14 protein-coding genes are annotated in these 12847 nt (G+C 43.4%); all 14 read left to right on the top strand.

What is annotated here, in order from left to right:
* Positions 1 to 2: 2 nt before the first annotated feature.
* Positions 3 to 119, top strand: a complete 117-nt coding sequence (rpmJ, locus tag V7R42_RS17515) for a 50S ribosomal protein L36 (RefSeq protein WP_012519217.1) — start codon at positions 3 to 5, stop codon at positions 117 to 119.
* 175 nt (positions 120 to 294) lie between these two features.
* Positions 295 to 651, top strand: a complete 357-nt coding sequence (gene rpsM, locus V7R42_RS17510; RefSeq protein WP_012519216.1) for a 30S ribosomal protein S13 — start codon at positions 295 to 297, stop codon at positions 649 to 651.
* A 14-nt stretch (positions 652 to 665) separates the two neighbouring features.
* Positions 666 to 1058, top strand: a complete 393-nt coding sequence (gene rpsK, locus V7R42_RS17505) for a 30S ribosomal protein S11 (protein ID WP_012519215.1) — start codon at positions 666 to 668, stop codon at positions 1056 to 1058.
* 24 nt (positions 1059 to 1082) lie between these two features.
* On the top strand, positions 1083 to 1703 hold the full coding sequence (gene rpsD, locus V7R42_RS17500; protein WP_012519214.1) for a 30S ribosomal protein S4: 621 nt from the start codon (positions 1083 to 1085) through the stop codon (positions 1701 to 1703).
* A gap of 19 nt (positions 1704 to 1722) precedes the next feature.
* Positions 1723 to 2712, top strand: coding sequence for a DNA-directed RNA polymerase subunit alpha (locus V7R42_RS17495; RefSeq protein WP_039217818.1), 990 nt, complete (start codon positions 1723 to 1725; stop codon positions 2710 to 2712).
* Between the two features lie 41 nt (positions 2713 to 2753).
* Entirely contained in the window at positions 2754 to 3155 is a 402-nt protein-coding gene (rplQ, locus tag V7R42_RS17490; protein ID WP_012519212.1) for a 50S ribosomal protein L17, read from the top strand.
* Between the two features lie 507 nt (positions 3156 to 3662).
* Positions 3663 to 4541, top strand: a complete 879-nt coding sequence (gene rfbA / locus V7R42_RS17485; protein WP_334021645.1) for a glucose-1-phosphate thymidylyltransferase RfbA — start codon at positions 3663 to 3665, stop codon at positions 4539 to 4541.
* Positions 4542 to 4567: 26 nt separating this feature from the next.
* Complete coding sequence (gene rfbC, locus V7R42_RS17480; protein ID WP_334021643.1) at positions 4568 to 5113, top strand: dTDP-4-dehydrorhamnose 3,5-epimerase; 546 nt, start codon at positions 4568 to 4570, stop codon at positions 5111 to 5113.
* 23 nt (positions 5114 to 5136) lie between these two features.
* Entirely contained in the window at positions 5137 to 6012 is an 876-nt protein-coding gene (gene rfbD, locus V7R42_RS17475) for a dTDP-4-dehydrorhamnose reductase (protein ID WP_334021642.1), read from the top strand.
* Positions 6013 to 6046: 34 nt separating this feature from the next.
* On the top strand, positions 6047 to 7129 hold the full coding sequence (gene rfbB / locus V7R42_RS17470) for a dTDP-glucose 4,6-dehydratase (protein ID WP_334021641.1): 1083 nt from the start codon (positions 6047 to 6049) through the stop codon (positions 7127 to 7129).
* A 76-nt stretch (positions 7130 to 7205) separates the two neighbouring features.
* Positions 7206 to 8939, top strand: coding sequence for a glycosyltransferase family 2 protein (locus V7R42_RS17465; protein WP_334021639.1), 1734 nt, complete (start codon positions 7206 to 7208; stop codon positions 8937 to 8939).
* A gap of 127 nt (positions 8940 to 9066) precedes the next feature.
* A complete protein-coding gene (locus tag V7R42_RS17460; RefSeq protein ID WP_334021637.1) occupies positions 9067 to 10254 on the top strand; it encodes a nucleotide sugar dehydrogenase in 1188 nt (395 codons plus the stop codon).
* A 128-nt stretch (positions 10255 to 10382) separates the two neighbouring features.
* Positions 10383 to 11015: a sulfotransferase family 2 domain-containing protein gene (locus V7R42_RS17455; protein ID WP_334021635.1), complete on the top strand. Its 633-nt coding sequence runs from the start codon at positions 10383 to 10385 to the stop codon at positions 11013 to 11015.
* Positions 11016 to 11047: 32 nt separating this feature from the next.
* The gene (locus tag V7R42_RS17450; RefSeq protein WP_334021633.1) at positions 11048 to 12808 is read left to right on the top strand and encodes a sulfotransferase family protein; all 1761 of its coding nucleotides are present in this window, start codon (positions 11048 to 11050) and stop codon (positions 12806 to 12808) included.
* Positions 12809 to 12847 lie beyond the last annotated feature (39 nt).

The raw sequence follows: 12847 nt of genomic DNA, 5'->3' as shown, positions 1-12847 counted from the left end.
TAATGAAAGTTCGTGCATCAGTAAAAAAGATTTGCCGTAACTGTAAAGTTATCAAGCGCAACGGTGTTGTGCGTGTAATTTGCAGTTCTGACCCAAAGCATAAGCAGCGTCAGGGCTAATCTAAGCGGAACAAGATATTCGCAAAGCTAAGTAAGCAGAACCTAGATAGTACTTGTCTGGTTCTGCTAGTTTTGTTTTAAAGTATTTTGAACCTTAATTTGCAATTTAGTCGACGGGTAAGTATCCTATCGGGCTTTTTAGGTCGTCGACAAATAAACAAGAGGAGTGCTGTTAATGGCCCGTATCGCTGGCATTAACATTCCTGAGCACAAGCATGCTGTAATCGCTATCCAAGCGATCTATGGCGTTGGTCCCACACGTGCGAAAAGCATTTGTGCGGGTGCTGGTGTTGCAGAAAATACAAAAATCAAAGAGCTAGACGAAGCTACTATTGATAAGCTTCGTGACGAAGTGGCTAAATTCACCGTTGAAGGTGATCTACGCCGTGAAGTCTCTATGAGCATCAAACGTTTGATGGACCTGGGTTGCTTCCGTGGTATTCGCCACCGTCGTAGCTTGCCTCTACGTGGTCAGCGCACTAAAACTAATGCGCGTACCCGTAAAGGTCCTCGTAAGCCAATTAAGAAGTAAACGGGGAGTAAGTTATGGCTAAAGCACCAGCTCGTAGCACGCGTAAGCGCGCTAAACGTCAGGTTGCAGACGGTATGGCTCATATCCATGCGTCTTTCAACAACACAATTGTGACTATTACAGACCGTTCAGGCAATGCACTAGCATGGGCGACATCTGGTGGTTCAGGTTTCCGTGGTTCACGTAAATCTACCCCATTTGCTGCACAGGTAGCTGCTGAGCGTGCAGGTGTTGCTGCACAAGAATACGGTCTTAAAAACCTTGAAGTTTTCGTTAAAGGTCCAGGTCCAGGCCGTGAGTCTGCGATCCGTGCTCTTAACGCTACAGGTTATAAGATCACAAACATTACCGATGTGACCCCTATTCCTCACAACGGTTGTCGTCCACCGAAAAAACGTCGCGTTTAATCGACGGACAGTTGGAGAAAGATCATGGCAAGATATTTGGGTCCAAAACTCAAACTTAGCCGTCGCGAAGGAACTGACCTGTTCCTAAAAAGCGGCGTTCGCGCAATCGATTCTAAATGTAAAATCGATACAGCGCCTGGTCAGCACGGTGCCCGTCGTGGCCGTCTGTCTGACTACGGTGTTCAGCTGCGTGAAAAACAAAAAGTTCGTCGTATGTACGGCGTTCTGGAAAAGCAATTCCGCAACTACTATAAAGAAGCTGCACGTCTTAAAGGCAACACAGGTGAAAACTTGCTACAGCTTTTAGAACAGCGTCTTGATAACGTAGTTTACCGTATGGGTTTCGCTAGCACTCGTGCTGAAGCACGTCAGCTAGTTAGCCACAAGGCGATCATGGTTAATGGTCAAGTTGTGAACATCCCATCGTTTAACGTTTCTGCCGAAGACGTGGTTTCTGTTCGTGAAAAGGCTAAAAAGCAAGCGCGTATCGTTGCTGCTTTGGAACTGGCTGACCAACGTGAGAAGCCAACCTGGATTGAAGTAGACAGCAGCAAAATGGAAGGCACTTTCAAGCGCGTTCCTGAAAGAACTGACCTGTCTGCGGAAATTAACGAACAGTTGATCGTCGAACTTTACTCTAAGTAAAGCTAACTAAAGAGGAAGCATTGTGGGTTCTGTGACTGAATTCCTAAAACCGAGATTAGTTGAGATCGAAAACGTTTCTCCTACTCGTGCCAAAGTAACTTTGGAACCACTAGAGCGCGGCTTTGGCCATACTCTAGGTAACGCCCTACGTCGTATTTTACTGTCATCTATGCCAGGATGTGCAGTTACCGAGGTAGAAATTGACGGCGTTCTTCACGAGTACAGCACCAAAGAAGGTGTTCAGGAAGACGTAATTGAGATTTTGCTAAATCTTAAAGGTTTAGCGGTTCGCCTTGAAGGTAAAACTGAGGCAACCCTAACTCTAGTGAAATCTGGCGCTGGCCCTGTTGTTGCTGGTGATATTCAGCATGATGGCGACGTAGAAATTGCAAACCCTGAGCATGTAATTTGTACTTTAACTGGCGAAGCTGAAATCAGCATGCGCATTAAAGTAGAAATGGGCCGTGGTTATGTTCCAGCTTCTACCCGTCGCTCCTCTGAAGAAGATGATCGTCCAATTGGTCGTTTGTTAGTAGACGCTTCATACAGCCCAGTTGAACGTATTGCTTACAGTGTAGAGTCTGCACGTGTTGAACAACGCACAGACCTAGACAAACTAATCATCGACATGGAGACGAACGGTACTTTGGATCCTGAAGAAGCGATCCGCCGTTCTGCTACTATCCTAGCTGAACAGCTAGATGCATTCGTTGACCTACGTGATGTGTCTGAGCCAGAAGCGAAAGAAGAGAAGCCAGAATTCGATCCGATTCTGCTTCGTCCAGTAGATGACCTAGAGCTGACAGTACGTTCTGCAAACTGTTTGAAAGCAGAAGCTATCCAGTACATTGGTGACCTGGTACAGCGCACTGAGGTTGAGCTACTTAAAACGCCAAACCTTGGTAAGAAATCGCTAACTGAAATCAAAGATGTTCTAGCATCTCGTGGTCTTTCTCTAGGTATGCGCCTAGAAAACTGGCCGCCAGAGAGCATCGCTGAAAAAGATTAATCAGGTTTTTATCAAACTGATTTGTAGAGAAGGATAAAACTATGCGCCATCGTAAGAGTGGTCGTCAGTTGAATCGCAACAGCAGCCATCGTCAAGCTATGTTCAAAAACATGGCCGGTTCTTTGGTCAAGCACGAAGTGATCAAAACTACGTTACCAAAAGCGAAAGAATTACGTCGCGTAATCGAGCCTCTAATCACTATGGCTAAAGAAGACAGCGTTGCAAACCGCCGTCTAGCTTTCGCCCGCACTGGTGACAAAGAGGTAGTAGGTAAACTATTCAACGAGCTTGGTCCTCGTTACGAAGCTCGTCCAGGCGGTTACACTCGCATTCTTAAATGCGGTTTCCGTGCTGGCGACAATGCCCCAATGGCATATGTTGAGCTAGTTGACCGTCCAGTTGTAGAAGCTGAAGAAGAAGCAGTAGAAGCAACTGAAGAGTAATTAATACTCGATTTAAAAAGGGCCTGAGTGAGAACTCAGGCCTTTTTTTTGTGTGAAATCTCGCGCAAAAATTACAATCTCGATTACGCAGAGATAATCGGTGTCCGTCCAGATATCTCCACATTCAATTTTGCGATAGGTTCCTTATCGTGTTTTCTTCAACGAGGAATTTGATCTAGACTGCATTCGTGGATTATTCAAGCGCGGTCTTTAATATTGTTTCACGCCAGTTCTGGAAAACTATAATGACTCAGGATTTAACCGGAGGTACGCCAAGGTTATTTAAGTATGAAGTGTCTTTTAGCAATGACTCTCGTTTAAAAATTAATGAATGCTATTGCTTGTGTTACAAGCTTAAAATTTGTTAGGAATAATGCTTCCTCTGAGTATTTTTTACTACGCAACGTAAATGCCTTAAACAACTATCTGGGATTCAAATATCAATTCAGTTACCATGTGCCTAAGTTCGATTTAGCAAATTAATGTAAACCCCAAAAGACGGTAACTATGAGAAAAGGAATAATTCTAGCTGGCGGCTCTGGCACGCGTTTGCATCCACTGACTAAAGTGGTCAGTAAGCAATTAATGCCAGTCTATGACAAACCTATGATTTATTATCCGCTTACCACCTTAATGATGTCGGGTATTCGCGATGTACTAATCATTACCACGCCAGAAGAACAGCAACGGTTCATCGACTTAATTGGGGATGGTGAATCTTTGGGCATGAATATTCAATATGCAGTTCAGCCTTCACCTGACGGTCTAGCGCAAGCCTTTCTAATTGGTGAGGACTTTATAGGTAACGATAGCTGTTCACTAATATTGGGAGACAATATTTATTATGGGCACGACCTAAAGTCTTCGCTTCAGAGTACTTTCAAACAAGAGAGCGGTGCCACGGTGTTTGGCTATCACGTTAACGACCCAGAGCGCTACGGTGTCGTCGAATTCGACAATGATTGGAATGCTCTGTCAATTGAAGAAAAGCCCGCTAAGCCAAAATCAAATTATGCAGTAACAGGACTTTACTTTTACGATAATCGCGTGATCGACTTCGCGAAAGAAGTGAGACCTTCTTCACGTGGCGAGTTAGAAATCACCGATTTGAATAACCTTTACCTCAAAGATGGTAGTTTAAAGGTTGAGCTAATGGGCCGTGGATCAGCATGGCTAGATACAGGTACGCTCGACTCCTTGCTAGATGCTGCTAATTTTGTTGCAGCTATTGAAAAACGACAAGGGTTGAAGGTGTGCTGTCCAGAAGAGGTGGCCTATAGAATGGGCTACATCGATGCTGCTCAACTTGAAAAACTTGCTGCACCGCTTAAAAAAAGTGGGTATGGCAATTATCTTCTTAAAGTTATTCATGACCGCGTTAAATAAGTAGTTAAAACGGAAATATTATCTCTATGCAAGTTATTGGTACTGACATTCCCGACGTTAAAATTATCGAGCCGAAAGTTTTTGGTGATGAGCGCGGTTTTTTTCTTGAAACTTTCCGCAAAGATTGGTTTAAGCAAGAATGTGCAAATGTAGAGTTTGTGCAAGATAATCACTCTAAATCTAGCCAAGGTATTCTGCGCGGGCTCCACTACCAAATGCAGCAAACTCAGGGCAAACTTGTTCGGGTTGTTAGTGGTGAAGTATACGATGTAGCGGTAGATATGCGTAAAAACTCTGCCACGTTTGGTAAGTGGGTAGGAGTAACCCTATCTGCCGAGAACAAACGTCAACTTTGGGTGCCTGCGGGTTTTGCGCACGGCTTTTACGTAACTAGTGAATCAGCAGAGTTTGTGTATAAGTGCACTGACTACTATCATCCTGAATCGGAAATTTCTGTGAAGTATGACGACCCAACATTAGGGATCACTTGGCCGCTAGTTAATGGTAAAGCGCCTTCACTATCCGGTAAAGATGAAGCAGGCTTAGCTTTTACAGACGCTCCTACATTTTAATATTTACTGGATATTAGCAATTAATGAATATTGTAATTATAGGTAAGTCTGGCCAGCTGGCGTTTGAGCTTTCTCGTGAACTTGAAAATAGCAAGCATCAGGTTACGTATTTAGGGCGTGATGATGTCGATATTACTAGCACTGCTAGCATTGAAGAAAAGCTATCGCCTTTATCTGTTGATGTTTTAATAAACGCGTCTGCGTACACCGCGGTTGATAAAGCTGAAGAAGATACAGATGCATGTAATGCCATTAACGCGTTGGCAGTGAAAAAACTTGCGACCTTCTGTAAGGCGACAGGCGCATTTATGGTACATGTGTCTACCGACTATGTATTTAATGGTCATAAAGGTTCGCCTTATCTAACAGATGATCCTATAGAACCTCAAGGAGCTTACGGTAGGTCAAAAGCTGAAGGCGAAAAAGCACTGCTTGAAATAATTCCTGAAGCCAGCTGTTTAATTCGCACAGCTTGGGTGTATTCGTCGCACGGCAATAACTTTGTAAAAACCATGCTTCGCTTAATGGCAGATAAACCTAAGCTTACTGTTATTGACGACCAAATTGGCACGCCAACGTGGGCAAAGGGGTTAGCCGAAGTGTGCGTTTGCGCTGCTGTTAACAAGACTGTAGGGGTTTACCACTGGACAGATGAAGGCGTGGCAAGTTGGTACGACTTTGCGCTGGCTATTCAAGAACTAGGCTTTGAAAAAGGTTTGTTAAATAATGCTATTCCAGTGTCACCAATCCCGTCTAGTGAATATCCAACACCAGCCAAGCGTCCTCACTACAGCGTGCTAGATAAGACAGCTACGAGAAACGTATTTGCAAGCTGCCATCCCTCGCACTGGCGGGCGCAGTTATCGGCAATGATGAGCGAGTTAGCTGACGGTAAATAGCCACAACCACAGTATTTGAATTTGGTATATATTAATGAATAAAACAATTTTAGTAACAGGTGGTGCTGGCTTTATCGGTTCTGCAGTAGTGCGCCACATAATCCACGATACTACTCATAGTGTAGTGAATGTAGACAAACTCACTTATGCCGGTAATTTAGAGTCATTAACCAGTGTGTCTGACAGCGCCCGTTATCATTTTGAGCAAGTCGATATATGTGATGCCGATGAAATTAAGCGTGTATTCGATACTTACCAGCCAGATATTATTATGCACTTGGCCGCAGAGTCTCACGTAGACCGCTCTATTGATGGCCCGGGTGAATTTATACAAACCAATGTAGTAGGTACTTACACCCTGCTCGAACAAGCAAGAGCGTACTGGTCTGCGCTTGATGACACTAAAAAAGCAGAATTCAAATTTCACCATATCTCAACCGATGAAGTGTATGGTGATCTTCCTCATCCAGACGACGTTGAACCAGGTACAGTGCTTCCACTGTTTACTGAAACTACGCCCTATGCGCCAAGCTCACCTTACTCAGCAAGCAAGGCAAGTTCGGACCAATTAGTGCGTTCGTGGCTTCGTACTTATAAGTTGCCTACGTTGGTAACCAATTGTTCGAACAATTATGGCCCTTATCACTTTCCAGAAAAATTGATTCCACTGGTTATCTTAAACGCGCTAGCCGGAAAGCCCTTGCCTATTTACGGCAAAGGTAATCAAATTCGCGATTGGCTATATGTAGAAGACCACGCGCGCGCGTTGGTTTTAGTAGCGCTAGAAGGGCAGATTGGTGAAACTTATAACATAGGTGGCCACAACGAGAAACAGAACTTGGAAGTCGTGCAAACCATTTGCGCTATTTTAGATGACATTAAGCCAAAAGAGACGAAATACGCGGAGCAAATTACCTACGTTCAAGACCGGCCTGGCCATGACATGCGCTACGCAATAGACGCAGGTAAAATTCAGCGTGAATTAGGTTGGACGCCGCAGGAAACGTTCGAAAGCGGTATTCGTAAAACGGTACAGTGGTATTTAAATAACGAAGCATGGTGGAAAGCTGTTTTAGATGGGAGCTACCAAGGTGAACGTTTAGGCAAAGGTAGCTAAACGCGCCACTTACGTTGTATTATATAAAAGCCGCTAAAACAGCGGCTTTTTGTTTTTTAAGGAACCCGCAAGCTATATGAACAAGTATGTCATGCTTTCTGTTAAAGGACTGATTGGGCTTATGCCTAATCAGCTTAAGAGCAAATTCAAACGCAACACTAAACTTGTTGAATTATATAGCCAATTATTACATCGGTCGGGGTTGTTTTATGGGCGGCCGAGTAAGAAAAAGCACCTCGCGATGTACAAAAAGTACCTGTCGCGACAAAATGCGGCATTAAAGCAAGCTTTCCCGAACGTACAGCGAAGTACTGAGTTTACTGTATTAGTGCTAGGCAATAACAATGTGCACAGAACGGTAGAAAGTTTGACTAAACTAGTCCCTTTGTCAAACGTGAAAGTTATCGCCCCCGCGTCGAAAGTTAATCTGGCAATCAATGGACTTAGCGTTTATTCATCAATGAGCTCGGCGTTGGCGAGTATTGATAAGCCCACTTTCTTACTATTGTTAAACAGTGGAGACGAAGTTAGCCCTTATTTGTTATCAGAAATGGGGAAGGCGCTTCAAACGAATGCGCTCGTCTATTGTGATATCGATTTTAAGGATGCAAATGGTAGGTTCTTAGAGCCATCGTTTTTCCCTGATTGGAACCCTGACCTACATTACGCGACTGGCTATGTGCATACAGGCGTAGCAACGCACAGCTCAGTGTTAACGTCTTTAATATCACGGTTAAACGGCAAAGCAATAACGGCCATTGAACAGTTAGTTGCTTATTTCTGGCTTAACGAAAAGAGTAACAGCATAGGTCATGTAGCAAAAACCCTGGTACATGAGGATTTCTCAAAGCCTTGTGGCGCGAGTGAGCGATTGATGACAGTAGCAGATGCGCTAAGCTATATGTCTAATGCAAAGGTTCGGGTAAATAAAAAACTGAAGGTTAACCATGTTTTATGGCCAGCAGATACTCAGCCCTTAGTGTCGCTTATCATTCCTACCAAAAATGCTTGGCAACTGGTAAAAACTTGCATCGACAGTATTCGCGAAAAGACCGACTATCAGAATTATGAAATTATACTTATTGATAACGGATCAGATGAAGTCGACAGCTTACGCTATTTTGAATCACTATCTCAATATTCTAATATTCGAGTTTTTGCATACCCCGGCCCTTTCAACTATTCCGCCATCAATAACTTTGGTGTGAAGCATGCAAAAGGCAGCATCATCGGGCTAATTAATAATGATATTGAAGTTATTAATCCTGAATGGCTGTCTTATATGGTGGGTCATGCCGTTCGCGACAGTGTAGGCTGCGTAGGAGCAAAACTCTTATACGCTAATGAGAGAGTGCAGCACGCAGGCGTAGTGCTAGGGTATGGTGGTGGAGCAGGGCATGCACATAAGTATTTTCCCCGTAGTCATGCGGGATACTTACAGCGTCTAGTAGCAACGAGCAACTATAGTGCGGTGACCGCTGCATGTTTACTCGTGAAGAGAGAGCTCTTCGATGCGGTTGGTGGGTTAAATGAACAGCACCTTGCTGTAGCATTCAATGACGTTGATTTTTGTTTGAAAGTAGCCGAACTCGGCGTTAAAAACGTGTACTGCGCAGAAGCAGAGCTCTATCATTATGAGTCGGTCAGCAGAGGTTCAGATTTAACACCAGAGAAAGCGGCGCGTTTTGCAGCAGAATTAGACTATCTACAAAAAACGTGGAAAGGTGTGATTAAACGCGATCCTTTCTATAGCGAAAACCTTACCCTTAAACGGGAAAATTTTGCCATAAAAGATCTGAGCGAGTTTTAGTATTAAGACGCTAGAGAGTTACTGCTAGACGTAGTAGGGTAGGATGTTGCACCGTTTTGATGTGTGGAAAGTAAGCGTGCGCCTAAGGCATAGAGTTATTATTGAGTTATTGCACAGAGTATAGGAAATGGAAAGTTTAATGCGAGAGTACAAAATAGCGGTAGCTGGAACAGGTTATGTAGGGTTGTCGAATGCTGTATTGTTAGCACAGCACAATGAGGTGAAAGCGGTAGATTTAGTCGCAGAAAAAGTAGCATTGCTAAATGATAAAAAATCGCCCATAGAAGACAAGGAAATTTCGGACTATCTTTCAACCAAAACGCTGAATTTAGAAGCTACACTTGATGCAGAATACGCTTATAAAAATGCCGACTATGTGGTCATAGCAACACCGACAGATTATGATCCTCAAACAAACTATTTCAACACGGGTAGTGTAGAAGCGGTAATAAAGGCCGTATTGGAAGTCAATCCAAATGCGGTCATGATCGTCAAATCGACCGTGCCAGTGGGCTTTACAAAAGAAGCCAAAATACGCTTTGGTTCAGACAACATCATTTTTTCGCCTGAGTTTCTGCGCGAAGGCAAAGCGCTTTATGATAACTTGTATCCCAGCCGCATTATTGTTGGCGAGCGCAGTGAAAGAGCGGAAGTTTTTGCACAATTGCTTCAGCAAGGCGCGATAAAAGAAAATATCGACATACTATTTACAGACAGTACAGAAGCTGAAGCGATAAAGCTGTTTGCTAATACCTACTTAGCCATGCGCGTAGCGTACTTTAATGAATTAGATAGTTATGCAGAGCGCAATGGATTAGACACTAAACAAATTATAGAAGGTGTTGGATTAGATCCACGCATTGGCAACCATTATAACAACCCCAGTTTTGGCTACGGTGGTTATTGTTTACCGAAAGACACTAAACAGTTATTGGCCAACTACAGTGAAGTGCCTAACAATATGATTCAGGCAATCGTGGATGCTAACCGCACTAGAAAAGACTTTATCGCCGACTCAATTGTGAGCCGAAATCCGAAAGTCGTGGGGATATACCGTCTAATAATGAAATCCGGCTCAGACAACTTCCGTGCAAGTGCTATTCAAGGCATTATGAAGCGGATAAAGGCAAAAGGCATACAAGTTGTTGTTTACGAGCCAGTTCTCAAAGAAAGCGATTTTTTCAACTCTCGCGTTATCAATGATTTGGAGGAATTTAAGTCTTTATCAGATGTGATTGTTGCAAACCGAATCACTAAAGATGTCGAAGATGTTATAGATAAAGTTTACAGCCGAGATCTGTTCAACGCCGACTAGTTCGATACCTCCAATTCGTTAGCCGCTAGCATCGGTGCCAGTGGCTTTCTTCACTTATATACATATCCTATTAGCGTGTGAACATGATATTATTTCGCTGCGTGAACAAACAATTATAAGCGGCAAAAATGTTACTTAGTGAATCGAAAAAGTTTCTATTTGTACATATTCAGAAGACGGCAGGTACAAGTCTAACTCGCCATCTCAAGCAACATTTACCTGATATAACTCCAATATTGCGACCTCACGATCCAATCGCTGTTGCAGAGCAAAAATTACCGCTTTCTCTTAGCCAGTATTTTAAAGCTGCGTTTGTAAGAAACCCTTTCGATAGGCTTGTCTCTTGGTACAGCATGATTGAGCATCACGGTGTGTTGCTAACTGAAGAAGAAAAACGCAAAACGCCGGGGTACAACAAGATTTGGCAACACGTGTTAAGTGAATCGAATAATTTCGAAGAGTTTATACTTAACTGTCAGCATGCTGAAGACCGTTCGGGGTGGAAGCCATTTTTATATAATCAAATTGATTACTTAAAAGATACAAGCGGGCAGATAAACGTAGATTTTATTGGACAGTTTGAAAATATATCGGAGGATATAGACAAGCTATGTCAACGTCTTGGTATAACCGATAGCAAGATGCCACATACGAATAAATCCACGCACGCCAACTATAGAACGTATTACAGTCCGCATACACGCGCCATTATAGAGCAACGCTTTGCTCTCGATCTTGAATATTTCGGTTATCAGTTTTAACGGTTTTCAGTGATGAGGTGGAAATAACTTTTATGACTTCAGACACATGTATTGTGTTTATTTGCCAGTCCGGTGAGTTAGAACTTAAAGCATTACTTTTAGCTGCGTCGTTAAGAAAGCACTTAAAACAGAAGGATGTCGAGCTCATAGCGGCTATCCCAGAACCTGATCTATGGGGTGATATATCACCACGTACTCGCCAGCTATTAGCAAAACTAAAAGTGACAGAGCAAAATATTAGCTCGCCTTTTAAACAGGAATACCCTATTGGTAATAAATTAGCGGCAATGGGCGTGGATACCAATGCGTCTTGCACGTTATTTCTAGATAGCGACATACTGTGTATAGATAGTTTCGATATCACTGCGCTTCAGACTGAAGGCATGAAAGCGAAACCCGCTGACCTCGCAACATTTTGTGAAAATGACACCGCGTGGGAAAGCGTTTATGGCATGTTCGAACTTAACGTGCCCGACTTTAAAGTGCTGTCTACAGTGTCTCGATTGCCAATGCTCCCTTATTTCAACGCGGGGGTAGTTTGCGTGAAAAATGGGGCAAAATTTGCTTCGAGTTGGCTTTCTATCGCAAAGAAAGTGGATGACAACGAACAAATTACCAACAAACGACCTTGGCTAGATCAAATCACCCTTCCCGTGGCGGCAGTCAGTCTAGACTACCCGTTTGAACTAACCAGCGAGGCATTTAACTATCCTGCGCATTTAAAGTCGCTACCAAATAATAATGATGTAGTGTTGTGCCACTATCATTCTCCGGATGTAATTTTTGAAGAAGGTCGATTAAGTCAGCTTGTAGGGGAACTATGTGACCAGCACTGTGAGCTAAAATCGGCGATTGAGGCAAATGCAAATTGGGCCAGTATATTGCGTCGGTACGATAAGCAAATTATGCTCAAGAAACCATCGCGCTTGGCATTAATTAAATTAGCGCGCGCTAATTCTTCTAAATACAAGGTAGGAGCACGTAACGACTTTATTGTTACAGGTCTGCCCCGCTCAGGCACGAGTCTGCTGTGTAATTTGCTTCACCAAAGCCCGAATACGGTCGTCATCAATGAGCCTCAGGAAGTGTTTCCAGCCCTCGCCGAGGATGGGTCTTGTGCCGCACTTGATTTGTATTACAGAAAACTGCGTGCCAACATTATCAGCGGCATACCTGTAAAAAATAAGGTTGACGAAAATGGTCGCGTTGTTGAAGACACAACGGCACTCGATCAACACTCAGACTATCAACCCGTTATAACCACCCCTGATTTTGTGTTAGGAACAAAAAATCCCCTGGCCTATTTAACACGATTACGCACCCTTTGTGATGCACGCCCTGATTTACCAAAAATAGTGATGATTAGGCACCCAGTTGACGTATTAAACTCGTGGGAAAGAAGTTTCCCACATCTCAAAGCGATAGATCTTTCGGTTATTCCCTTTGCGTTACAGAGCGATAGCTTGTTAGATCCGTTTCAAAAACGTCAGTTGTCATTGATAGCACAAGAGCATCATTTGCCAACAAGACGAGCTCTCTACTTCAACTATTTAGCAACATTGATACACAGAGATAAAGACAGGATCACCGTTATACGGTATGAAGATTTAGTTATGAACCCCAAAAAAGTGCTAGCTTCAATAACGCACGCTATAGGCGCAAAGCCGGTAGCCGCCGCCGCGTTACGTGCGGTTAAACCTAGCCGTAAGCGAGAAAACAAAGCCCAAAATCACAATCATCAAGCTGTAGAACTATTGTGCCAAGAGTTTTTGCAAACCTGGCATTACGATTGATGAGTTTAGGTGAATTTGGTCATTGTGCTTAGTTGTTCA

The organism is Alteromonas sp. S015 (genome assembly GCF_036864485.1).
In the GTDB taxonomy this organism is placed as follows: Bacteria; Pseudomonadota; Gammaproteobacteria; order Enterobacterales; family Alteromonadaceae; genus Alteromonas.
The sequence above is the reverse complement of the archived record's forward strand: the minus strand, read 5'-3'. Positions and strand labels throughout refer to the sequence as shown.